Source organism: Limosilactobacillus portuensis, from assembly GCF_014838735.1.
Lineage (GTDB): Bacteria > Bacillota > Bacilli > Lactobacillales > Lactobacillaceae > Limosilactobacillus > Limosilactobacillus portuensis.
Genome location: NZ_JABUXQ010000004.1, coordinates 1 through 25,362 on the forward strand (window position 1 = coordinate 1; position 25,362 = coordinate 25,362).

The window sequence follows — 25,362 nt, forward strand, 5'->3', positions numbered from 1 at the left end:
TCTTTTCCTCGATCAAGTGTTTAAGGTTTTTAGTGAGCGAAGACTTCCGCCCCCGTTGACTAACCTTGCGTTCAAAGTCAGTTTGCGCTAGTTCAGCTTGATACTCACCGTTGAGCCGGTGAAGTTCGTTAAAGACTGTGGTTTTACTAAAGCCTAAGTAATTAGCGATGTATCGTAAGGAACGTCCTTCATTATGAAGCGTTTCAATGACAACGCGGTTCTGGAATGATAAAATAGTGGTGCCCATTAAGGTCCTTCTTTCTAATGGAATGTTGTGGTAACACCATTAAAGACCTTGATGGGTTTTTCTGTCTACTTAAATGTTCAACTTAAATTTTACAATCTGCCAAACACAAAAAGAGCCGCTCAATGATTACTCATCAAGCAGCCCTATTGTTAGGTGCCTTCAATTCATTACTTAATTATTGGGAGGAAGATTATTAATTATTCTTCTTTTTCAAGCCGCCCAACCCAAGCATTGCCATCAAGCTAACTAATCCTAATCCAGCAATTGCCGCATTATTCTCAGTGTTATTACCAGTTTGTGGTAATGCTTGCTTGTTATTTTGACCATTTTCACCTTTGCCATTATTAGTAGCATTAGTGTTCAAGCCATTGTTACCATTGCCGTTTTGGTTGCCATTGTTGATACCGTTGTTATTGTTATCATGGCTACCATTGTGGTTACCGTTATCGGCAGGTTGGTTATTGTCACCATTAGTACCGTTGCCGTTGTTATTGTTATCATGGTTACCATTGTTACCTGGGTTAGTATTGTTGTTGTGATCACTTGGGTTAGTTTTACCCTGATCACCACCATTTGGAGTATTTCCCTTATCCCCATTACTAGTCTTGGTGTAATTAATTATTACAGTTTGATCAGGAGTTTCAGCAGTGACATCCTCGCTATTAACTTTAGCTTGACTTGGAGTATAACCGTTGAATTCAGGAGTATCATATTTGGCCCACACACCAGTAGTTTCGTTAGTCAACGCATTATTAATGTAAACCTTCCAGCCACCAAAGCTTGTAAACTTCTTTGCAACTTCATCATAAGTACCAGTTCGACCAAAAACAACTGTTTGTGTTGTCGTTTCCGCTTGACCATTCACTGGATTATTAACAATAATCGTTCGTGTTACCGTATGGAACAAATCTTTGTAAGCTGGGCTTTCAGGAGTAATTCCTGGTTCACCTGGCGTTACCGTCTTCATTTCATGTACAAGGTAAATAGTAATCGTCTCATCAGCATTTGGCATTACAACCCTAGTTGGTAGCGTCTGTCCAGCAGCTAATTTGTAGCCTGTAGGAATAGTTAATGCAACGCTTTGAGTTGTTCCCGGTTGGCCGGTCACAGAAGAACCCCCTGCAACGATCTTATTGTCAGTTTCATCATAAAAAACATAACTAACAGTTGTATCTTGAACAGGTGTTACTGGTGTTGAGTTTTTCTTATAGCCTACATTAAACGTAACATTCAATGGTACTGTTAGTGTGTACGCAGGAATTTCATATGGATTCTGCTTAATGGCTGCTGTTAATTCATTAAGTAAAGCAGCCGCTTCAGCTTCATAAGTAGGATCATTTGCTACCACCACAAATGAAAGATATGGGGTATATCCAGAATGATTTGGCAAGTTTTGGTTGCCATAGCCCGTTTCTGCATTCGTGTACGTACCTTGAAGGGCATCAGCTAGCGACGTTGCGCCATAAGATACTTTCTTCCAGCTGTTTCCGTTAACATCTTGAATAATCTCTTGTTTATTGTTTGTCTTGTAATAGTAATTATTGTCTCCTGGTTGACCAGAAAAAAGAACATCGAGTTGCTGCCAAGTCTCAGTCATGTACGAAACACGAAAAGTAACTAGTAAAGGACTGTTAAGCTATAAGCCGGAACTTCATATGGATTCCGCTTAATGGCTGCTGTTAGCTGATTAAGTAAAGCAGTAGCTTCATCATTGTTACTACCAGTCACCATAACGGCAGAAAGGAATGGAATATACCCATTAAATTTTGGCAAGGTTTGATTACGCAACCCTGTTTGTGCATTTGTGTAATTGTTGCCTTGTAAAGCATCACTTAACGAAGTAGCTTCATAGGAAACAGGAGTCCAAGTTCGTCCGTTATCACTTGATTCAGTATTCTGGTATGCATCCTTGTAATAATAGGCATTTTGGTCGTTAATTTGAATATTACCAGCATTAATTGGGAACTGAACATCGAATTCTTGTTCCGCCTGATCAGTAATTGGAGCAGCTGCATTTTTCTTATAAGTAACTGTATAGAAGTAATCTGGGTAATCTGCTTGAATCTTTGGGAAGTTCAAAACCAGTTGACCATTTTCATCTGAAATGGTAGCTAATGGTAGTCCAACGGTTAAAGTTGAAACTTCAGGTGTGTATCCCTCAAACGATGGTAATGAAATGCTGTTAAAAGAAAGATTGGCTACATCTGCTTCAGTTGGTACCGTCCCATTAGTTTTTACTGCGAATTGCTGATGCTGTGGAGTAATCGTTTGCCCATCTGGAGTTTCAATCGTTACCATCGAACTATAGTGATAAGTCATATGTATTACTGGATGCTTAGGTGTACTTGAATCAGCAGACGATTCTGGAACGGTTGTAGTCGTACTAGAAGCTGGAGTATCACTAAAATTAACACCACTTGGACTATCTGGAACGATAGCTGGTTTGGATACTACTGGTGTTTCTGTAGTATTAGCAGAGGCACTTAATCCCATAAAGGTGAAGCCAATTAAAACCGAAGCAACCCCAACCGTTAATTTTTTAATTGTAAATCGCTGCTTTTTTAACTCTTGTTTCCGAATTTGTTCTTTTTGGTTATTACTAGATAACATAAGAGGGCCTCCATAACTATTATAATATTTAACTTTAAAAAAATACACTATTTTTTCTTTTGTCAATCGATAAATCTCTTATTATTTAAGTTATAGGATATTTATATTGTAATCAGGGGATTTAATACTATTATTTAAAATAGTTAATATGATTAACTAATCATACCTGGATGCTATAATCGCTATTATTCCTTTATCTTTTGTAAAGCATTAAACGAAATTAATATAATTATAAGAACTTATCAGCATCCCAAAAATTTAAAAAGAAAGAAGCCGAGAAAAGCACTTGGACTTTTCTCAGCTTCTTCTACATTTCTATTTAATTAATATTTTTAGCAGCTTTTAGCAGCGCCTTTTTGATCAATAAAGACGGCGCCTAAATTACCTGCTTGCGCAATCCAATCAGCGGATGGGATCCCGTTAAAGAAAAGACGTTTGGCCTCAATTTCTCCCATAACTGACTGCTTTGTAAAAACAGTTACACTTGATAAGTCGGTTTGCAATGGATAACCGGTTCGCGGATCTAAAAGATGATGGTATTTTTTCCCGTTTACTTCCAGGAAGCGTTCATAAATTCCTGACGTCACGGCTGAACACTCAGGCTTCCGAACCAGTTCAAGGTCCTCCCCCCGTTTAAGCCGCGGGTCTTGAACACCAATAATCCACTGACCGTCATCCCGACGCGGCGACTTCCCCACAAATAGCAGGTTGCCCCCTAAGTTAATAATCCCTGCTGGCACATGTCGTTGAATCCAAAGATCGCGAATTCGATCCGCAATGTAACCCTTAGCAATTCCCCCAAGGTCAAGTTCCATCCCCGGCTCTTCCAGATAAACAGTTCGCTGCTCGTCATCCAAAATCGCCTTATAGGGGTCAATCAATTTTAACCGTGCCTGAATATCAGCATCTTTAGGTACGGTTGCACCCGCAAATCCGATTTTCCAGAGTTTTACTAACGGTCCGATCAAAGCATTAAAGCCAAAATTCTCTCGACTATATTTAACCGCCATCTTAATCAGCTCATAGGTTGAGGGTGAGACCACTTTGGGATGGTGACCAGCCGCGTGGTTAACATTCATCACTTCTGATTCTTCACGATTAACGGTCAACCGATCTTCATAGCCATCAATCAAGCGCATTGACTCTTCCATCACTGGAAAGTACTGATCGCCATAAATCGTCAGCACAATTCTGGTTCCCAGCGCGTGATGCACCAATGAATGGCGTTGTTGAATTAATTCACTATTCATTTTCGGATGCACCAGTAGATGCATCTGCTGTTTCGTCGTCTGCATCAACACTTCCCGTTTCAGAAGCGCCAGTAGTTGCATCAGTTTCTTCACTAGCAGCATCAGTTGTGTCTACAGTAGGGGTAGTCGTTATACTGTCTTCATCGTTACTTTCAGAGGCACCAGTAGATGCATCAACGGGTGTATTTTCATCCTCCACACTAGTAGTATCACTAGTCTTCTTTGATGCACCAGTCGTGGCATCCTTGCTCCAAGCACCATTTTCAAAGAGGTTCAAAATGTATTCAACGCTTCCGGTAAATTCAATTGTACCGAGGTAATGACCATTGATGTCCCGTAAAGCGTAGTATTGGATCAGTGAACGGTGACCATTCATCCAGAGTGGTCGCGTAACGACATCTTTCTTTCCTTCACGGAAGCTGTTGATAATGCTCATTACTGCTGGAACAGCCATTGGTGGATGACATTCTTGGACAGTTTCACCGAGGGATGCAGTATTCCGAACATGTTCCCGGTTTGGTTTATCTGAGAACCAAGCAAAATGATCAGTGCTATCGATTAAATCAATTTCAAACGGAATCGTACTAAAGATTTGTTGAACTTCCTTTAATGACAACCGACCAGTTGGAAATTGGATATATGCATCACTGATCGTTGGTTGTTTAACGGCCATATTATGTTCCCCCTTATCAACGTCTTGGAAAATTTGAATGTATTCAATAAAGTGTTCAAAGCACTTTTCTAGGTTATCAATTGCTTCTTGGTCTATCAAACGGCCGTCCTTAGCAAAGGTGTTCCGGACATTCCCAATCAAGACCTCATTCCCTGGAATCAGGTTAGTGTTACAATCCGGTGAAATCAAAATTTGTCGCATCTGAACTTGGGAACGAGCAGAGGCTTGACGACCATAAGCAACCCCAACGATCATTGCTGGCTTTTCTGAAAGCACCTTAGTCTTGTAAGAAAGCCATTCGATAGCCGACTTAAGAACGGCAGGAATTCCGTGATCATATTCGGGAGTAGAAAATACTAGCCCATCAGCTTCCTTGACTTTTTGCTTTAACTTCCAGACTTCTGTTTGTTCTGATAATGGAGTATCAACGCTAAATGGTGGCAGCTTGCCAACTTCGTAAATCTCAATATCAGCCATTTGCTTAAAGTGCTTTTTCATGAACCGTAACAGTAACCGGTTATATGAAAAATCAGCATTAGTACCGACAAAGGCGAGAATCTTCATCATTACTTACTCATCTCCTCGTTCATTCGATCAATTGCTTTCGCATAGTAACGGAAGCCGTTCATACATTTTTCTAAGAAGCCAATTGTTCCTTCATCAGTAATGTTCCCATTTTCGTCCATTAGGCTAGTCACATTACTCATGAAAAATTCATCGCCTTGATAGACACTTGCATTAATCCCTGGGGAAATTAAAATATCGCGTAATTGAACCTGAGACCGTGATGCCCCCTGATCATGCGTTGAGGCCCCAATTGTCATTACTGGCTTCCCAGTAAGGGGGTGGACACTGTAAGACAACCATTCAACAATACTCTTCAACGCTGAGGTAATTGAGTGATTGTACTCAGGACTAGCGATGATCACGGCATCGGCATCCTTAATCCGGCGGTCAATGTCCTTGATTACTTCGGGAGCATCGCCCTTAAAGCTTTCGTTAAACATTGGTACTTGGCGAATATCAATCACGTCAATCTGATCTTGATCCTTAAAATGTTGAGCCATAAATTCTAATAGCATCCGGTTATATGAATGATTAGCATTTGACCCAGCAATTGCAGCAATTTTCAAGTATGTCACTTCCTCTTTCAGTTTATTCATTAATTCACAACCATTTTACTATATTTTAACTGATCATAAAATATGATTATTAGTATTTTGCTTATTTTTAGACAATTTCCAAATTTTTGCTTATAATCAAACCGTTTAAACCAATAATGATTAATTATTGTTAGTTTAAATAATAACATTATTGTTCAGCAGTCATTTATTAAGAGCGGTATGCTAAAATAAGACAATAATCTTTGAAAGGATCGAAATTATATCATGGTTCAATCACGACAACGACAACAAAATATTGAGGTCCAGGTTGGGGATCGTTTTCCGTTAACGATTCGGCGGCTTGGGGTTAATGGTCAAGGAATTGGCTACTTTAAGCATAAAGTGTGCTTTGTCCCTGGCGCCCTTCCGCATGAAGTTGTTGTCGCTGAAGTAACTCGGGTCCATCCCCGCTTTCTTGAAGCCAAAATCCACCGCCTTCGCAAAACTAGTCGAGATCGGGTCGAACCCCGCGATAGCTATGCCGACGTTGCGGGGGGATTTGAATTAGAAAAGCTGGCTTATCCAGCCCAATTGCGGTTTAAACGACAGGTCGTTTTGGATAGTCTCGAAAAATTTAAGCCATATGGTTACCGGAACTATGACGTTCGCCCTACCATTGCGGCACCACATGAATATGGCTACCGAAACAAGGCCTCATTCCAAGTTCGGATGGTTAACGGTCACGTTGCGGCTGGTCTGTACAAGGCAAATAGTCATGATCTCGTAGACATTCAAGAATGTGCCGTTCAAATGCCGAACACAATGAAGGTTATTAGAACAGTCGTCCAAGCAATCGAGGCTCTTCAAATCCCAGTATACGACGAAGAACGTAACAGTGGAATTATTAAGACCCTAGTTGTTCGTGAATCAGCTGCAACCGGCGAAGTTCAATTGACGCTAATTACTAATACGCCTAAACTCCCCCACAAGCGTCAACTACTGGAAACCATTCAAGAACAGCTCCCAAAGGTTGTTTCCGTAATGCAAAACGTTAATCCAGGCGATACTCCGCTAATTTGGGGTGATCAAATGATCCACTTAGCTGGGCAAGAATATATTACCGAGAGTTTAATGGGATTGGACTTCCATCTCTCCGCCCGCTCCTTCTTACAGCTAAATCCAGAACAAACGGAAACCCTGTATGAAGAAGCAGCTAAGGCACTGGAACTTTCTCCTGACGACACCTTGATCGATGCCTACGCGGGGATTGGAACAATCGGGTTGTCTTTGGCTAACCGGGTGAAGGAGGTTTGGGGGATGGAAACAATCCCCGAAGCCGTTGCAGACGCCAAACAAAACGCTAACCTTAATGGCATTACAAACGCTCATTACGAAGTCGGCTCAGCAGAGGATGTTATCCCGCAATGGCGAATTTGACGCGCTAGTAGTCGATCCGCCACGAACCGGTTTAGACAATGATCTGATTGAACAAATCATCAAAGAACGCCCTGCTAAGTTCGCCTACGTTTCATGTAACATGGCCTCCCTTGCCCGGAATCTCGGTCGATTAACCAGCGTTTACCATGTTGATTATATTCAACCAGTCGACATGATGCCCCAAACCACCCGTTGCGAAGCGGTGGTGAAGTTGTCGCAAAGAGTGTGAGCCGTGACGAACTAGCAACTGAGCACTAGAAAATCCCGGACGACGATTGTTTACAATCAAGTCCGGGATAGCTAGGCGGAAGTTGCGGTCACGGCGAGCACGTTTTTACTCTGTTGCAGTCGAACAAGTTCCTGGCGAACAGATCTCGACTCGGTTGCAGTAGAATCAATCTAACAATAATTTTATTTCCTAACCAAAAAGCGGTCCGCGGATTTTTCCGTGGATCGCTTCTTTGTGTTCTAAATTACTACTTATTATCACGACGACGATTTGGTACAAAGCCTGCTACCAAGGCAGCTAGTCCTGCTGAAAGAGCACCGAAGATTTGAGCATTCTTTTCGCCAGCATTACCTGTTTGTGGTAATTGGTTATCCTTATTAGCAGTCGTTGATCGAGGCGTAATTGTCTTTCCTGTTTGTACATTAGGAACATTACCTTCTAGTTTGCCAGTAACATCATTCCCATTAGGAGTAGTATTTGTAGGCGTATTAGTAGCTGGTGTTCCTTGTCCTTGATGATCATTAGTGGTTGGTTGACCGCCATTAGTTGGGATCAAGGCCACTTTAATGATTTGATCAGGGTTACCATCCTTGAAGGTGTATGATGTTGGAACACTTTCACCAGGAACTAATTGATAACCATCAGGAATATGGATATTAACTGGGACTGTTTGCCCGGTCTTGCCAGGCACTGTTTGAACGCCAACAACCTTTCCTTGTGGATCGACAAACTTATACTTAACTGTTTGGTCGGTTGGGGTATAAGTAATTACGACTGGGGTAAAGTCGCTGGTGCTGGTAACCAAAGCAACTGCTGGAGCATTGCCGCTTGGCGTATAACCAGGAATTTCTGGAGCATCGTATTCAGCGAAACTTGATGTTGTCCAATCGCTGTAGCCGGTAACTTGACCCGTAACCTCGTCAACAGTGGCAGTTCGAGTAAGGTTGACCGTTTGATCATGGGCTTCCTTAGTGCCATCAGGCTTGATAACCGTAATCTTCCGCGTGATTGTCTTATTCAGATCAGTCGTATCAACACCCTTTGGGTAGTTCTTGCCAGGGGTGTCTGGAAGCTTGTCGCTTGGTGTCTTTGGATCGGTTGGTGTTACTGTGGTGATCTTATGTTCAACCTTAACCGTAACTGTTGGGATGCCATCCGGAGTAGCAGTGATCGTTGTTGGAATACTTTGACCAGGAACGATTTGCCAACCCGCAGGAACATTTGGTGTAACTGGAATCTCTTCATCCGTCTTTCCTGTTAATGGGGTAGTACCAACTTCTTTGCCGTTTGGATCAACGTATGTGATCTTTCCGGTTTGAGTGTTTGGCGTGTAGGTAATTTCAATTTTTGGATCTGTGTAATCAACCGTTACCTGATCAACTGCAGGGACTTCTGCTTGACTTGGAATGTAACCTGGAATTTCTGGTGCATTATACTTATCAAGCTTTGAAGTTGTCCATTTGCCATACGTAACTTGACCTGTAACCTCGTCAACAGTAGCCGTCCGAGTTAGAGTAGTCTCTTGACTAGCATCAACAGTTGAGCCATCTGGTTTCTTAACAGTAATCGTCCGCTTAACAGTCTTGTTCAGATCTTTCTTATCAACACCCTTTGGATAGTTCTTGCCAGGATTGTCTGGAAGCTTGTCGCTTGGCGTCTTCGGATCAGTTGGTGTTACCGTGATGATCTTATGTTCAACCTTAACCGTAACTGTTGGGATGCCGTCTGGAGTAGCGGTGATCGTTGTTGGAATCTTTTGATCAGGAACAACTTGCCAACCAGCAGGAATGTTTGGTGTAACTGGAATTTCTTCATCCGTCTTTCCTGTTAATGGGGTATTACCAACTTCCTTACCCTTTGGATCAACGTATGAGATCTTCCCGGTTTGATCGTTTGGCGTGTAGGTAATCTCAACCTTTGGATCTGTGTAATCAGCTGTTACCTGATCAACTGCAGGAACTTCTGCTTGACTTGGTGTATAACCAGCTACTTCTGGTGCGTTAACCTTATCAAACTTAGAGGTAGTCCAATCACCAAATGAAATAACTTTCTTCGTAACCTCATCATATGTTCCAGTCCGAGTTACTTCAGTATGCTGACTAAGATCAACATTCTTAGTTGGTTCTTTAGCAGTAATTGTCCGGGTAACAGTCTTGCTGAAGTCACTTTCATGATAACCATCTGGCACATTATTCTTATCAACTGTCTTAGTATTATGGGCAACATGAACAGTGATTGCTGGATGCCCTTGAGCGCCAAAGCTAATCACATCTGGCACGTTTGTATCCGTGATATGCCAGTTTGTTGGTACGTTGTTCTTAATATTAGTTGGCACATTCTTTTGGTCGGTAACTCCAGTGACATCGTAGTGACTACCACTGATTGGACTGCCATCTGGATCCTTAATCTCATTCCCGTTTTCATCAACATAGGTTACGGTTGTCTGTTGAGTATTTGGTGTGTAAGTAATCTCAACCGGAGTAAAACTACTATCAGCAGTTACTTTTACACCATCAACCTTAGCTTGACTTGGAGTGTAGCCGGGAACTACTGGTGCATCATATTCATCGAATTGACTTGTAGTCCAGTCGCTGTAGCCTGTTACTTTACCAGTTACTTCATCAACTGTAGCGGTTCGGGTTAACTTAACTGATTGATCGTGATTTTCTCTAGTCCCATCTGGCTTTACAACTGTGATCTTACGAACGATGGTCTTAGTCAAGTCTTTTTCACCAACGCCATCTGGATAGTGCTTGTCTGGATTGTCAGGCAACTTATCTTTTGGTGTCTTTGGATCGGTTGGTTGAACTGTTGTTGTCTTGTGTTCTACCTTGACAGTTACGGTAGGAATACCATTTGGAGTAGCCTTTTCAGTCTTAGGGATGCTTTGACCGTCAATAATCACCCAGCCTGTTGGTGCAACTGGAGTAATTGTTACATCTTCATCCGTCTTACCAGTTAATGTAGTAGTGCCTACTTCATCACCAGTCTTATTATCAACGTAAGAAATCTTACCTGTTTGATCATTTGGTGCGTAGGTAATTACAACTTTAGGATCAACATAGTCAGTTGTTACTCCTGTTACGGCAGCTACATTTGCTTGACTTGGAGTATAACCTGCAACTTCTGGAGCCGTAACTTCGTCAAAGCTACCGGTTGTCCAATTGTCATAAGAAACAACTTTCTTGGTTACTTCGTCATAAGTCCCAGTTCTAGTCAATTCAGTCTTTTGACTTAGATCAACATCGCCAGTTGGCTCTTTAGCAGTGATTGAGCGTTTAATCTCCTTAGCAAAATCATCTTTAGTGTAACCATCTGGCACATTATTCTTATCCACAGGCTTAGTTACATGCTTCAAGTGAATATCAATTGTATTGTTAGTATCACCAAAAGTTACACTAGTTGGTAAAGTTTGACCAGGAGCTAAAACATAGTTAGTTGGGACAGTTAAACTAATAGCTGAACTTTCACCATTAAGACCTGTTTTACTTACGGGAGTACCTACTTTACTACCATTATCGTCATCATCTACAAATTGGTAAGCTGTAGTCGTCTCAATCGCAAATGTTGCTTGACCAGCCATATCATCAGTAGAAATAGTTACGTTACTTAAAGACTTAGTAGGATCGTCAGGATCTGTTCCCATACCTGCTAAATCAACCAAACGATCTTGCAAGTGAGCTAAAATCTTGTCCTTATTTAAATTAATGGTGTAAATACCACCCTTAGTTGGAGCAGTTCCATTAGCCCAAGTATAGTCGCCATCTTGCAGAGTGTATTTTCCTAAATCAACGGTTCTTAATAATTGTGGTTCATCGCCTGGTTCATCTGCTTGTTTATAAACTGGTAAAGTTAAATCAATAGTAATCTTGCCATCTTTATTAACTTCAGCAGTAGTTACAGCATTACCATCATAAAGTTTAGAATTGTCACCACTTAACTTAGCCTTACCGGTTGCTTGATAAATTTTATATTGAGCAGTTTCGTATTCAGGACCATAAGTCCACTCGTAGTTATTCCCGTTATTACCATCAGCATCTTTAACTTTTTGAATAAAGGCATCAGTTAAACGAAGATCGTATGTGCCTACACTCTTAGCTTGGTCTTTAGTAACTTTCTTCCCATTAAGCCAAAATTCTACATCATTAGGTGTTAATTGAATTGGCTTAAGAGTTCCGTCAGAATTATAGATTGATATCTTACCTTGATCATCATCACCAAGACCTAACCCTGAATAGAAAGTTCCCTGATCTGGAAGAGTCGAAGTATTATCAAATACCTTTGTGTCTCCTCCCATAAGATCAATTTCTTTATGTCCTTTGTCTATAATTAAGCGTGCGTTACTAGTTACATCCTTAAGATCTGGATAAATGAAGTTATCGCCAAGTTGCTGTTTGAGATCTTCAAGTCCTTGTTCCGTTAAACTAACTTTGTAAGTTCCAACATTTCCATTTCCATCATACATTACATCGCCGTCAGTCAATTGGGCACGAGCGTTCTTATCATTAAAACCAACATTATAGCCACTAGCAGGAAGTTCATTAGTCTCAACTAAATTTTTCCAGTTATCATCCGCATAACTAAATGTACTTTCACCTGAAAGAGTGATTGTAAGTTGATGTTTTACAGGAATTGAAATAGGTTTATCGCTATCAGGAATAGTAACACTAGTTGGAAGACTACCAGAAGCAAGTTGGTAACCATCTGGAAGAGTTAACTTAACTGGTTGACTACTGCCATCTTCTCCGCTTACTGCTACTGGAGTACCTACTTGGTTACCAAATGGATCTTTAAATTGGTAGGTTACAGTATGCTTTTGCTCCTTGGTGTAGTCAATGATAATCGTTTGTGGATTACCAAATGTATATGTTTCAGCTCCTAAACCTGCTCCTGTTGGGGTTACACTGGTGATTTTCCAAGTATAACCGGGTATGTCAAATTGAGTAGTATCAATTGCTGGTAAATCTACTTTAAAATCACTACGTTTTAATGCCATTAATTGATTATAATCATCTTGACCAGAAATTATCTGTCCAGTATCGGAATCAAATGTGATACTGTATTTCTTTTGGTATTTATTAGAAGGTTTATTCGGTTCAACATAAGGCGCAATATATACTTCTCTTGTTTTTTCATTTGGGCCAGCGCCTTTTATAACTTTTGTTTTAATTGCTCCTCTAATATCAGCTTTTTGTACAATCGTTTGATCACCAGTTGGCTTTTTTAGAATAACTGTTCTAGCTGGTTCAGTCGTCATTTGATTGTTTATCAACTTGTCGATAATCTCTGTAACCTTTTTGTTTATATTACCTTCGACATCGCGGGTATAGTCAATGACAACTGTTTGAGGTGTATCGGTATATGGTTGAAAGCTTTCTGCACCTATATTTTGACTATTTGACTTTTGCTTATTAATTTGATGAGAATAACCCGGAACATCAATATCATTAATGGCAAAGGCTGGTAATTGTAAGCTAATATTATCCGTATTAACTGACATGAATTTCTCATAGTTCTCTTTATCCTGTTGAGTAACAAATTCATTGTCAACTACTTTAAAAGTTATTTCCGGCAAAACTGATTTTGATAATGGCTCTTTTTCATTAGATGTCGTTATTTCAGACATAACTACAGGAATATAATTAATAACAGCTTTTCCATCAGGCATATGAAACGGGGTCATTCTTGGGCTCACATATATCTCCAAACTCATTGTCACAGTTTCAGGACCAGTGGGTTTATTTAAGATTACTGTTCTAATTACCTTCTTATCAACCCGAAAACTTTTCAATTTATTCCTATATGAAGAATTATCAAATCCCGATAAATCAGCAGTCTCAGGATTATTCTCATTTAGTGTTGAAGAATTTGTTACTTCAGCTTTACTTTCATTCACCGTTGATACAATTTTATCCGATACTTTATTTACTTTGGCAGTTTCAGTTTGCACTTGTTCAGACTGCGAATTACCGGTTGAAGTTTGAGTTTTATTATTGTTTATACTGGTATTATTGGCTAAACTAGCTAATTTTTGACTATCATTATCACTAGCTGTTTTAGGCAATACCGCTGTCTTGCCATCGGTTGTTGCTTCACTATTAGTTTCTACAGTTACATTGTCACTTGAGTTCGTGTCAGCTAGGACTGAGGAATTTACCCCCCCCCAAGTACAACGTGGTGCCGATCACAACGGAAACAACACCAACGGATAACTTCCGTAGTGAGAAATGATCTTGTTTTGATTTGGACCTCATTAACCGTCCGTAGTTGTTATTCTTTGATAGCATTTTCGCTTAATCCTCCCCTAAAGCATAAAATAATATATCAAACAAATTATAGAACTTATCTACTGATAAAAAAAGGAAGATTGCTAATTAAACAAGCAATCTTCCTTTTTTAAAATTTAGATGTATATTAAATTTAACTAAAATAACATTAAACTGATCAATGTATAGCAGAGACTCGCTGTTCAGTTGCTATACACGTTCTACTGAAGCTGAGTCGAGATCGGTTTGCCCTAAACTTCCTCGAGCAATGTTCTACTGCAGCCAAGTCAAGATCTGTTCGCCAGGAACTTGCTAGAGCTAACAACCTCCTGCCTAGGCGCTAGTCGCCTTCGGCAGGAGAAATTGTTAGCTTTCCGCAAGTTCTTTGCTGGCTCACACTCTGGACCATTGTTTCCACGTCTTCAGATTACTAATGTTATCGAGAGAATCGTAGGCGCCGGTGCTGAGTTTTTGCAGGAGTTTTGGATTGGTCAGGATGTCTACGGCGGCCTTTTCCATCTTCTTCGCGTTATTTAATGGTACTAGCTCACCGTTGACGCCAGACTTGACCATTTCACTTGGGCCATACATGTAATCGTAGGTCACAACTGGAACACCATGAGATAATGCTTCACCCATTGCTAATGGCTGGGCGTCGATCCGGCTCGTATCCATGAATAATTGAGCAGTATTATAAACTGGATCCAATTTTACTTGGTACCCAGCAAAGACAACGATGCCAGTCAAGCCAGCATCTTCAACCTGCTTCTTGTACCGGTTAACATCGTCAGGATTGCCATAGCCGTAAAGAGTCAGCTTAGCGGTTGGTACCTTTTTGTGAATCCGGGTAAAGATTTCAATTAACTTCCCGGTCTGCTTGTCTTCTCCAAGACGACCAACATAAATAATTTGTCCCGCAATCCGGTACTTCATGTCAGTCCGTTGGTTATTGCTCTTAACCGGAACACCGTTAATTGCGTAGACTGGCTTCTTGTCACCAATCCGCTTCTGAATCATCTCGGCCTGAGCTTCAGTCATGGTAATGATGCCGTCCCACTTATCAAGGTCAGTAGTAAGCGGCCCTTGAAGCATTGGGTTAAGCGGGCCACTCTTCAGGTTATTGCCATCATTGACGTGGTTCATAGCCATCCAAAGGTACTTCTTAGCGGCAGTTTGCATGTTCATCACTGGCTGGATTGCGACTGCTGGCCGGTCAGCAATGAAGATGTTATTTTCACCGTTCGCCTTATTCACTTCATCAAGGAAGAAAGCGAAAAGATCTTCTTCACTATCGAAGAAGCGATCGTGTCCCTGATAATTTTTGAGAACATTCAACGAGTTAATCGGGGTATTCTGAACCGACTTAACGTAATACCGTTCCATGTAAATTGTTTGATCAGGGCGGTAATACCGTTCAAAACTAATTTGACCGTCTTCACCGATAAACTGATCAACCGACTTGAATCCCCGAAGGTCGTACTGTTGACGAAGAGTTACGTTCCCTGCAATATCAAACCAATCAATATGGTTTACCAGGCCGACGGTTCCACCGGTAAAGTATACGATGCAGACTAGGCGATCCCCGTCCTTAACTTCTTGGTAGTTATTCCCGGTCCCTACCTGGTATTCAATCGGCAGGTTGAGATCGCTGACATGGAGATCATGCCCCACATAATCGGTTGTTCCCGCAAAGAAGTCATACATATTAACAAGCTGGTCGTCAGTTAAGCCAAACCGTTGCAGAGTTGCGTGAATAATTTGGTCATAGTTCCGCGTAACTAACTTGGCCTCGGCATTGTGATCCTTAAAGAGCTTCAGCCGCTTCATTTCAGCGTGTTCAATACTTGAATCGTTGCTCAATAAGTATTGGTTAACGAAAAAGAACATTATTTAGCGGCCTCCTTTGTTTTCATATCATCAACTAGTTCATTCCATAGCTTCATGACGTTTGGTTCAGAGTAACGTTCACTATCTTGGTAGGCATTTTCACTGAACTTTGCCAATTTTTCCTGATCTGTCAGGAGATCGATAATTGCCTTAGCTAGGCCATCAACATCCCCATTTTTGGTAAGGATCCCATCTTGGCCGTCAATCACAACGTCAGCTGGTCCATACTTAATGTCGTTCGCCACGATTGGCAAACCATGTGACTGCGCTTCAACTAATGATAATGGCAATCCTTCAGCACGGCTCGGCAAAATCAGTAGTTGGGCGTCATTATAAACCGCATTCGGATCATTAGTATAACCATGGAAAGTTACGGAATTACCGAGATCTTCATCCTTCACAATCTTCTTTAACGTCTTATCGAAGTTATCGTTCGCGTATCCCCAGAAGTCCAGTTTTGCCGTCGGAACCTTTTCTAAGATCTTTGGCCATGCCTTAAGCAAGTGGTCCTGTTGCTTTTCTGGTGAAAGCCGCGCGACCATTACGACTTGGTTCTTTGTCCGCTGTTCAAACGGAATGTGCTTAGCTTCTAAGACCGCCTTAGGAACAATTGGACCTGGGATCCGGTAAATCTTTGTCCCGTATTTTTCAAACCGGTCCTTAACATCCTTTTGTTGCTGGGGAGTCAAAGTGATGATCCCATCCCAATCTTTGACGTGGTTAAGTCCCCAAGTATAGTTGTAATTTAAGGTTGAGTGCAACATATCACTGTTATCATTAACGTGATCATTGTGCAATTGCATTGTCCGGAAAACCCGGTGTTTCATGTGGAGTACCGACCAACCAACTTCGTATGTCCGGTCAACTACCAAACCGACTGGTCCATCCCCAACTAATTCAGGATCAGTTACGATTTCATCATAGAAGAACCGTGTCAGTTCATCGAGATTAGCAAACTGATAGTCCTGTCCCTTATAATTAAAAAGGTGGTAAGTATCAACTCCCTTATTCCGCTTATTCTTTTGGTGTTCTAATTGAATAGCGATAGAACCATCAGGACGAAGGTAGTTTTCAGTTGCAATGTTGCCATCCCAGTCGTAAACTTGTTCAACCGAGATAAATCCACGGTTATCATACCAGCTAACCTTCAATAACTTGCCAAAGTGATCAAAGTACTGAAGGTTAATGATATGCTTTTCCTTATCATTACGCCGCCGAACATACATGATTCGGTTACCGTTTCGATAGTAGTTATAGTTGATTCCGTCAGCTTTACGGTCCCAGGTAGGATCGATATCAACATCCTTAATGGTGACATCTTTTTGTGGAAAAACCCGTGCTTCTTGGAAATAATCAAATAAGTTTACAAAGTCTTCATCAGCAATCCCTGCTTCTTCAGTTACCATGTGAAGTTCATTTGAATACTTCCGGGTAACGATCTTAGCTGGTTCGTCAAACATCTCAAACAGGTGCAACCGCTTGATTTGCGCGTGTTCAATGCCTGACTTATTATGCTGAATATTATCGTTCAGAAAGAATAACATTGCTTTTCTACGTTAACAGGTTAAGTGTACCATAACAAAAGCAGTGATATTAGGACTTGTAATCAGTTTGTGTTAAAATTTATACTTATAATATGAAAGAAGGAGAAGATTAATGCAAAACCCACTTGGTAATAACAATAATAATGACCAAAACCCGTTTGATCTCAATAATCTCCCATTACCGCCAAATTATGCCAAAGTCGTTAACGATCAGGGGCAAATTAGGATCGCCAAAGTGGGAATTTCATGGACAACGCTGTGGTTTGGTCCCCTACCAGCACTATTCCGGGGCGACTACTATAACTTTCTCTTAATGATCGTCCTTGATCTTGATTACGCATTAGTAGTTCTCTTTTTCGGTTTAAACTGGTTAATGCAATTCCCGTGGCCTTCACTTGTGTTTGCAATTTTCTACAACATGATGTACTTCAAACACTCCTTCAACATTGGCTACCGTCCCGCTGACCAGCGTTCACGCGAACTACTAGAAAGATTTCATTACCTTAAAAAATAAAAATAAGGAACTGAGAAAAACAAAATTTTCTCAGTTCCTTGTTTTTATTAGAATAACAGCCTAATCAGCGTTTTCTCCTTCAAGAAATTCATGACGAATCTTCTTGTATGCTGCTACCGGATCGTCGCTTTGGGTAATTGGCCGACCAACAACAATTCCGTTGCTTCCCATTTCGGCGGCTTGCTTTGGTGTCACTACCCGCTTCTGGTCATCATGAGTATTCAAGTCAGGCCGAATCCCTGGTGTGATACAAAGAAAGTCCGGGTTGGTAACTTCACGAATTGCAGAAATCTCCTTAGCGGAACAAACTACTCCTGCTAAGCCACTCTCATCGGCCAACCGGGCATAGTTTTGAACAGATTCCATTACGGTACCGTTAATCTTCTGTTCGTTGTGAAGAATTTCCTCGTCAATTGATGTCAACTGGGTAATTGCCAACATCTTGGGAACTGAATTGCGTGCTTCAGCAGCTCCTTGCTTCAACCCACGTAACCCCGCCTTCATCATTTCACTTCCACCAGCAGCATGAACAGTGACAAACGCAACTCCTAATCGACCAACCTGTGCCATTGCCCGTTCAACCGTGTTCGGAATATCATGCGCCTTTAGATCAAGAAAAATCCTAAATCCACGTTCCTTGGCTTGTTTAATGATTCCAGGGCCAAAAGCGTAGAATAACTCCATCCCGATTTTGATAATCGGCATATGATCAGTATCGTTAGAAAGGCGATCAAAGAGTTGAACAGCCTCCCGCTTATCAGGGACATCAATAGCAACAATTGGTTCAAAGCGTTCCATAATTTTCCTCCTAAAAAAGCACCAGTGCTCCTCAGAAAAGAGAGCCTGGTGCTTTTGCGTTCTCCGCTTATAACACCGTTTCGCCCTCACTGGAGCAGATTAAATGGTTATCCAGAATTTATTCGTGATGTTCGATTGTAATATCTTCGTGACCGTCATATTCTTCAACGGCAACGTGAACTGTTTCATTCATTGCAGTTGGAATGTTCTTGCCAACAAAGTCAGGCCGAATTGGTAATTCACGGTGACCCCGGTCAACTAACACAGCAAGTGAAATTTGTTGTGGCCGTCCCATATCCATCAAGGCATCTAAGGCCGCCCGGACTGTCCGCCCAGTAAAGAGAACATCATCAACAAGGATGACATGCTTATCGTTAATATCAATTCCAAGTGAAGATGTCTTAACTGTTGGTTCCTTATGGTGATCGGGAATATGCCGATCATCCCGATATAAGGTAATATCGAGCGCGCCAACTGGGATTTCAACATTTTCAAGTTGGTTCAGCCGCTTAGCTAGTCGTTCAGCAAGGTAAACTCCCCGGGTCTTAATCCCAACAAAGACAAGGTTTTCAACCCCTTTATTCTGTTCAATAATTTCGTAAGTAATTCGTGTTAATGCCCGTTGCATACTTGATCCATCAACAATTTCATGGGCCATCCTGGTCACTTCCCCTTAATCAATTTATTTTTACAAAACCCTTCTTCACTGAAACTGTGAGGAAGGGTCTAATTACTTATTTATTCCTTCTTGATTTCACGGAATCAGGTTAAAGGCGATATTTCTCTTATTACCAGTATTTTAAGCGTCTCGTCTAAGCCTGTCAATAATTATCATTGGTTACTATTACTCTGACTAGCGTGCTTACTTAACCAATTTTCCATCATGGAAGTGATATTGTCCCAAATCTGACTGAAGCCATCCTTGTTTTTAAGGTTATTAACTGTGCTAGTAGCATTATCAGGGTCTTGTTGAACCTGAGTAATAGTCTGGTCAATGTCATTCAGTTTTTGCTTAGCGGAATTACTGTTTAGCTGATTCTCGATCTGTTGATTTTGGTTTGAAATGTTATTCAAATGGTTTTGGAGTTCTTGCTGGTCATGATCTTTCTCGTATTGCCGAGCAGCTCCCCGAAGCGCGGCAACCTGTTCCGCAAGTTTTTGGTTATCAGAACTCAGCTCACTAATGCTACTGGAGTTATTGCTAATTTGGCTGCTTTGCTCAGCATTATTGGCTTGTTGATTTTGATTACGGTTATGTGCTGAAACCGCCCACCATACAACAATTATTGCCAGTAAAATGATCAATGCTACTAACCAGCCACGATGATGTTTTTTCAGTGCAGTTGATTGGTGATCCCGATTCGATTGTGATTGGACTTGTTCTCGAGGCTTAATATTTAAGGTTAAGTGATCTGATGCAGTTTGACCATCACTATCCATTACTGTAACGGCAATTGGATATTCACCCTGCTGGTTAATGTTAACTTGGGTTAAGTTAAATGTAATCTTATCGGTTAGGTCACGACCATCACTCGTTGCTTTAATTCCAAACTGGTTAATCAATTCTGAATTGACGATTGACTGTCCCAGTGGCCAATCAAGATGGTGTCGTTGAATCGTTAAAACTGGTTTTGCCATAGTATCCTCCACATTTTCTTGTTAATCCGTTTGCATTATAGCACATGAAAGAAAAAGGGATTGTGACATAAGTACTTTTACCAAGTTCAAATACGAACAGCGCGGTACGCAAATGGGTTCCAGTGTCCGGTATAACCGAACTCTGGAACCCTATTTGCGCTCGCGGGGGCGTGAAAACGAAGTCATAAATGACTTCTGTCTCGCTCCCTTTTAGAATGTTTATTTGAATTATGTGGGTGAGCTAGCGTTCTAGGCAACATAGTCAAGAACTGCTCGCCGCGACCGCAACTTCCGCCTAGCTATTCTAGACAACTGAGTCGAGATCTGTTCGCCAGGAACTTGCTAGAGCTAACAACCTCCCTCCCAGATGCTTTCAGCATCCAGTCGAGAGAAATTGTTGTCTTACGGACCTTCTTTACCTGCTCACACTCTATTTTAAACGTGCTTCGCTCGAGTTTTCTAGAGCTAGCAACCTCCTTCCTAGGCGCAAGTCGCCTTCGTCAGGAGAAATTGCTAGCTTTCCGAAAACTCTTTGGAGCGAAGGCACTCTCATAACTCCCACGGATCCTTTACAATGATGGTTTGGATCCGGTCGGCACCAACGGAAACAGTTGCGAGTGGGGTTTCGGATAACTCGCTAATCCGCTTAAGGTAGTTTTGAGCGTTAACTGGTAAGTCTTCGAACTTCTTTACACCAGTAATGTCTTCATCCCAACCTGGGAGTTCTTCATAAACTGGTTCGCACCGGTCAAGTTCCTTTAAGCTAGCTGGGTAGTAATCAATTTCCTTCCCGTCAAGCTTGTAGGCTTTACAAATCTTAACGGTCTTCAAACCAGTAAGGACGTCTAACAGGTTTAAACTAAGGCAGGATAAACCTGAAACGCGTCGTGCATGACGCATTGCCACGCTGTCAAACCAGCCAACACGACGAGGACGGCCAGTAACAGTTCCGTATTCATGACCGGTTTCACGAATTTGATCACCAATTTCATCGGTTAATTCTGTTGGGAATGGACCAGCACCAACCCGGGTTGAGTAAGCCTTACAGATTCCAACAACAGTATTAATCTTGTTTGGACCAACACCGACACCAGTACATACACCACCAGCGATTGGGTTGGATGCAGTAACGTATGGGTAGGTACCTTGATCAACATCAAGCATTACCCCTTGAGCTCCTTCAAAGAGAACCTTTTTGTTACCATCAAGGGCATCGTTAACGATCCGGGAAGTATCAGTAACATACTTCTTTAATTCTTGACCGTATTCATAGTAACTTTCGAAAATATCGTCGAAGTTAATTGGATCAACGTGGTACAACTTAGTGAACAATTCGTTCTTTTCAGCTAAATTCCGGCGTAACTTAGTTTCAAAGGTATCCTTTTCTAACAAGTCGCACATCCGAATACCAACACGGGAAACCTTATCCATGTATGTAGGTCCAATCCCATTCTTGGTAGTTCCAACTTTGTGATCACCCTTAGCTGCTTCTTGGCACTTATCCAAAAGAATATGGTAAGGGAATGTCACGTGGGAACGGCTGGAAATCCGCAAGCCAGAGATGTCAATTCCGTTATCTTGAAGGTAGTGTAATTCCTTCAATAATGCAGGCGGGTTAATAACAACACCGTTACCGATAACCGCTAACTTATCTTTACCAAAAATTCCGGATGGCACAAGCCGCAAAGCAAACTTCTTGCCATCGAACGCAATTGTGTGACCGGCATTATTTCCACCTTGGGAACGGACAACAACATCCGCTTCTTGACTAAGGTAATCGGTCATCTTACCTTTCCCTTCGTCTCCCCATTGACTACCTACAATCACAACTGATGACATTATTCTTTCACCTCAAACTATTAATTTGTAAAAGACGTTTTTACTTCACTATATTACCGGACTTCAGGATCTTCGTCAAGGAGATAACGAACAATTTTTCTGAAAATTTTTATAAATGTCCGATGTTTTTTATTGACGATAATCAGTAAACAGTGCATAATAGCATACGGAATTTTTAAGAAAGTAAAGGAGCTGTTCTCGTGCAAACATTCGATTACGATGACATCCAACTAGTCCCAAATAAGTGCATTATTAAGAGTCGGAAAGAGGCTGATACCAGCATTAAGTTTGGACCAAAGACATTCAAGATCCCTGTTGTACCAGCAAACATGGAAAGCGTGATCAACGAAGACCTTGCTATTTGGCTCGCCCAAAATGATTACTTCTATGTGATGCACCGCTTCGAACCCGAAAAGCGTGCTGAATTCGTCAAGCGGATGCATGAGCGTGGGCTCTTTGCTTCCATTTCTGTCGGAATTAAGGATGCTGAATACGACTTTATCGATCAACTAAAAGCCGAACATTTAGATCCAGAATACATTACAATTGATGTTGCCCATGGTCATTCCGATTTTGTTATTAAAATGATCCAATACATCAAGAAAAATCTTCCCAACGCATTCGTAATCGCTGGAAACGTTGCGACTCCTGAAGCAGTTCGTGACTTGGAAAACGCTGGGGCAGACGCTACTAAAGTTGGTGTTGGTCCTGGTAAGGCCTGCATTACTAAGCTAAAAACCGGTTTTGGGACTGGAGGCTGGCAGTTAGCCGCAATCCGCCTTTGTGCTAAAGCCGCACGTAAGCCAATCATTGCTGACGGTGGGATCCGCCATAATGGTGATATTGCTAAGTCTGTCCGGTTCGGTGCTTCAATGGTAATGATCGGTTCAATGCTTGCTGGTCACCTTGAATCACCAGGTCACATCATCACAATTGACGGTAAGCGTTATAAACAGTACTGGGGTTCCGCTTCTGAAGTCCAAAAGGGTGCTTACCGGAACGTTGAAGGTAAACAAATGCTCGTTCCTTACCGGGGTTCAATTAAAGATACTCTTCGCGAAATGCAGGAGGATCTTCAATCATCAATTTCATACGCCGGTGGTCGTGATCTTGAATCAATCCGCCGGCGTCTCCTCCATACTATCGATCTTCGTCCGCACTTTTACCGTAGTGGTTGTATCTGGAACGGTTGGCGTAGCAGCAATTAATTTAATTCGCTCCAGTAACCGATCTCGCTGCTGGTTCGTCCTAAACCGAACACCCAAGCTAGTTGTTACCCGATCCGGAATAATATTCTCACTAGTCCCGCCCTTAATCATTCCACAATTCACATGGATACCCGCTTGCAAATCACTGAGTGCGCTTAATTTAATAATTTGGTGAGCCAATTCAATAATTGCGCTTCGTCCTTTCTCCGGTTCCGCTCCAGAATGAGCAGCTCGACCATGAACAATAACGTCGACAATCATTCCACCACGGTTATGGGTTCCAACATGACTTGGATCGTCCTTTGTCCCTTCAAGATTAAAACCATAGGCACCACCTCGGCACTCATCTGCAATAATATCGTACGTATTTGAATCCATGTGGAGCTTTTCCTCGTCACTCACGATGATCATTTTAATTGGGCGCCGATTCAACTTCAATTTTACCAGAGCTTGAATTGTAAACAGGCCAATCACCAATCCAGGCTTCATATCAAAGATTCCCGGACCCGTCATTTGATCCCCCTCAATCTTAAACGGCCGTTGCTTTACGGTTTCTTTTGGGAAAACGGTATCCATGTGACCAAGTAAAATCACTGGCTGAAGTTCTTTTTCTCCTGGTAGCTCACCAATTAAAACCATCCCCTGCTTTCCACTATCTCGCTGACGAGTCTCCATCCCCAAGTTTTTCATTTTCGCACTAAGAATATCCGCTACTTTCTGAATACCAGCAACGTCATTGGACGGGCTATCAACATTAATAATCTTCTCTGTTAACTCAATCATCGCTGAAAATTGTTCTTGTAAATAATTCGTAATTTGATCCATCATTATTTCCTCCACTTAGTTAATTAACCTAATTTTGAGCCTGATCGTCTTCTATAAATAATTAATTGCGAAACCAGCAAAGAAAACTGACACTAAAGTAACGGTGACTAATCCAGCCGTAATCATTTTTGGTAAGAAATAATTTTCTAGTGCTACTTGTTCCGTTTCTGTTTGCCCGGCACTTGCTGCTATTTCCTGAGATAAAATCATTGTAGTTGGGAAGCCGAAAGTACATGTCATCCCCAACGCAATTGCCATTTCACGTGAAACATTGAAGATTCTTGCGGTCAAGAAAGAAGTGATCACTACCCCAACCGTTCCCACAATCAAGCAAACTGATAATGGGAGTAAAACAGACATCACAGTTTGTGGCGTTGTATTCGCAAGGCTTGCCAAAATCACGATAGTTACCAAAAATGTAATCATGCCACTAGAAGCTGTTTTATCCATAATGTGGTCTTCAAGGAAGCCTAATTGATTAAAAATAATTCCTAAAATAAAGCACAAAACCAAGTAATTAATCGTGCCATGAATTAGAAGGCTAACCCCATAGCTTAACGAGGCAACGAGGCCCAACTTAGCAAGGTTAATAATTGGTGTATCAAAAAGTGCAGATAATTGTAATGGGCGGCGCCGCGTGGTAATTTCAGTTCGCTCTTCCTGAAGTTCTGATCCGCTCCCCTGAAGAAGACGGTGAGCTTCCCGCCGCATCGCGTAAGTAGCGATTGGAATTCCGATTATGTTTTGGAAAGTTAATACTGCTAAGGCATAAGTAGACAGCATTTGCATATTCTTTGCTCGCATAGCATTCAGCAAGACCAGTGTTGCTGCATTTCCACCAGCAAAGATTGGGGCACCGACAATGCCAAAGTTCTTCTGCTTTACTAATACGGCAACAGCGACAATTAAAACACATGAACCGATGGCGCCAAGGATCGCAATTATAACTACCTTCCATTGACGCTTTAGCTCAGCAAGGTTAATCGTGGTTCCAAGTGAGGCTAACATCAATCCAACAATTGCCATCCCAAATTCTTCAACCCCACTATTTGAGAAAAGATCTTTCGGCAAAATTCCAGTCCAGAAGCCGATTAACGCTAAAACTGAAATCGTTAGAACCGTGTCAATAATTCCGTTAGTTTTTCGGGAAACATATTCGCTAGCGGCATATATCACTAGCAGGATTGTTAAAGAAATTACTCCAGACATAAAAAATCCTCCAATATCATTTACTGTTCAAAAACCGATCTCGAAGCGTAAATGGTTTGGAAGATCCAAAAAGACCACGCAGTAA

General features: G+C 41.5%; 18 protein-coding genes and 1 pseudogene. 3 read left to right on the top strand and 16 right to left on the bottom strand.

The features are described from left to right. The 6 genes from HUK49_RS01825 to HUK49_RS01850 form a co-directional block, all read right to left on the bottom strand. Nucleotides 1–247 (bottom strand): helix-turn-helix domain-containing protein (locus HUK49_RS01825; RefSeq protein WP_191912442.1); only part of this gene is annotated, 247 nt, incomplete at its 3' end. Between the two features lie 193 nt (nucleotides 248–440). Further along, on the bottom strand, nucleotides 441–1,844 hold the full coding sequence (locus HUK49_RS01830) for a mucin-binding protein (protein WP_191912443.1): 1,404 nt from the start codon (nucleotides 1,842–1,844) through the stop codon (nucleotides 441–443). A gap of 20 nt (nucleotides 1,845–1,864) precedes the next feature. Next, complete coding sequence (locus tag HUK49_RS11125; protein WP_235980919.1) at nucleotides 1,865–2,857, bottom strand: YSIRK-type signal peptide-containing protein; 993 nt, start codon at nucleotides 2,855–2,857, stop codon at nucleotides 1,865–1,867. 332 nt (nucleotides 2,858–3,189) lie between these two features. Next, the gene (locus HUK49_RS01840) at nucleotides 3,190–4,107 is read right to left on the bottom strand and encodes an FAD:protein FMN transferase (RefSeq protein ID WP_191912444.1); all 918 of its coding nucleotides are present in this window, start codon (nucleotides 4,105–4,107) and stop codon (nucleotides 3,190–3,192) included. Then, nucleotides 4,100–5,344, bottom strand: coding sequence for an NAD(P)H-dependent oxidoreductase (locus tag HUK49_RS01845; protein WP_191912495.1), 1,245 nt, complete (start codon nucleotides 5,342–5,344; stop codon nucleotides 4,100–4,102). The genes HUK49_RS01840 and HUK49_RS01845 overlap by 8 nt, the downstream gene beginning before the upstream one ends. Before the next feature lie 2 nt (nucleotides 5,345–5,346). Beyond that, nucleotides 5,347–5,913 (bottom strand): NADPH-dependent FMN reductase, encoded by a 567-nt coding sequence (locus HUK49_RS01850; protein ID WP_191911538.1) that lies wholly within the window; start codon nucleotides 5,911–5,913, stop codon nucleotides 5,347–5,349. Nucleotides 5,914–6,168: 255 nt separating this feature from the next. Between HUK49_RS01850 and rlmD the strand changes: the two are divergent. After that, nucleotides 6,169–7,549: pseudogene (gene rlmD / locus HUK49_RS01855) on the top strand (23S rRNA (uracil(1939)-C(5))-methyltransferase RlmD). Between the two features lie 247 nt (nucleotides 7,550–7,796). On the opposite strand, the gene HUK49_RS01860 reads toward rlmD, so the two are convergent. From HUK49_RS01860 to asp1 (HUK49_RS01875), 4 genes are all read right to left on the bottom strand, one after another. Further along, nucleotides 7,797–13,613, bottom strand: coding sequence for a mucin-binding protein (locus HUK49_RS01860; RefSeq protein WP_191912445.1), 5,817 nt, complete (start codon nucleotides 13,611–13,613; stop codon nucleotides 7,797–7,799). A gap of 70 nt (nucleotides 13,614–13,683) precedes the next feature. Continuing rightward, nucleotides 13,684–13,836, bottom strand: coding sequence for a YSIRK-type signal peptide-containing protein (locus HUK49_RS11620; protein ID WP_102168549.1), 153 nt, complete (start codon nucleotides 13,834–13,836; stop codon nucleotides 13,684–13,686). A gap of 372 nt (nucleotides 13,837–14,208) precedes the next feature. Further along, a complete protein-coding gene (asp1, locus tag HUK49_RS01870; RefSeq protein WP_191912446.1) occupies nucleotides 14,209–15,702 on the bottom strand; it encodes an accessory Sec system glycosyltransferase Asp1 in 1,494 nt (497 codons plus the stop codon). Continuing rightward, nucleotides 15,702–17,246, bottom strand: a complete 1,545-nt coding sequence (gene asp1 / locus HUK49_RS01875; protein ID WP_191912447.1) for an accessory Sec system glycosyltransferase Asp1 — start codon at nucleotides 17,244–17,246, stop codon at nucleotides 15,702–15,704. Before asp1 (HUK49_RS01875) ends, asp1 (HUK49_RS01870) begins: the two co-directional genes overlap by 1 nt. 112 nt (nucleotides 17,247–17,358) lie before the next feature. On the opposite strand from asp1 (HUK49_RS01875), the gene HUK49_RS01880 reads away from it, so the two are divergent. Further along, nucleotides 17,359–17,760: a hypothetical protein gene (locus tag HUK49_RS01880; protein ID WP_191912448.1), complete on the top strand. Its 402-nt coding sequence runs from the start codon at nucleotides 17,359–17,361 to the stop codon at nucleotides 17,758–17,760. Between the two features lie 60 nt (nucleotides 17,761–17,820). Here the strand turns inward: HUK49_RS01880 and pyrF are convergent, their stop codons facing one another. From pyrF to HUK49_RS01900, 4 genes are all read right to left on the bottom strand, one after another. After that, a complete protein-coding gene (pyrF, locus tag HUK49_RS01885; protein ID WP_102168545.1) occupies nucleotides 17,821–18,558 on the bottom strand; it encodes an orotidine-5'-phosphate decarboxylase in 738 nt (245 codons plus the stop codon). 118 nt (nucleotides 18,559–18,676) lie between these two features. Continuing rightward, a complete protein-coding gene (gene pyrR, locus HUK49_RS01890; protein WP_003716245.1) occupies nucleotides 18,677–19,216 on the bottom strand; it encodes a bifunctional pyr operon transcriptional regulator/uracil phosphoribosyltransferase PyrR in 540 nt (179 codons plus the stop codon). Nucleotides 19,217–19,389: 173 nt separating this feature from the next. Beyond that, entirely contained in the window at nucleotides 19,390–20,196 is an 807-nt protein-coding gene (locus HUK49_RS01895; protein WP_206705589.1) for a DUF5011/hyalin repeat domain-containing protein, read from the bottom strand. Nucleotides 20,197–20,745: 549 nt separating this feature from the next. Further along, complete coding sequence (locus HUK49_RS01900) at nucleotides 20,746–22,035, bottom strand: adenylosuccinate synthase (RefSeq protein ID WP_102168543.1); 1,290 nt, start codon at nucleotides 22,033–22,035, stop codon at nucleotides 20,746–20,748. Nucleotides 22,036–22,235: 200 nt separating this feature from the next. On the opposite strand from HUK49_RS01900, the gene HUK49_RS01905 reads away from it, so the two are divergent. Next, nucleotides 22,236–23,243, top strand: coding sequence for a GMP reductase (locus HUK49_RS01905; RefSeq protein ID WP_328797248.1), 1,008 nt, complete (start codon nucleotides 22,236–22,238; stop codon nucleotides 23,241–23,243). Here HUK49_RS01905 and HUK49_RS01910 read toward each other — a convergent pair. Beyond that, nucleotides 23,151–24,071 carry a M20/M25/M40 family metallo-hydrolase gene (locus tag HUK49_RS01910; protein ID WP_235980922.1) on the bottom strand — a complete coding sequence of 307 codons (921 nt, stop codon included), beginning with the start codon at nucleotides 24,069–24,071 and terminating at the stop codon, nucleotides 23,151–23,153. The two genes, HUK49_RS01905 and HUK49_RS01910, sit on opposite strands and share 93 nt — an antisense overlap. 48 nt (nucleotides 24,072–24,119) lie before the next feature. Further along, the gene (locus HUK49_RS01915) at nucleotides 24,120–25,277 is read right to left on the bottom strand and encodes a 2-hydroxycarboxylate transporter family protein (protein ID WP_191912450.1); all 1,158 of its coding nucleotides are present in this window, start codon (nucleotides 25,275–25,277) and stop codon (nucleotides 24,120–24,122) included. Nucleotides 25,278–25,362: the final 85 nt, after the last annotated feature.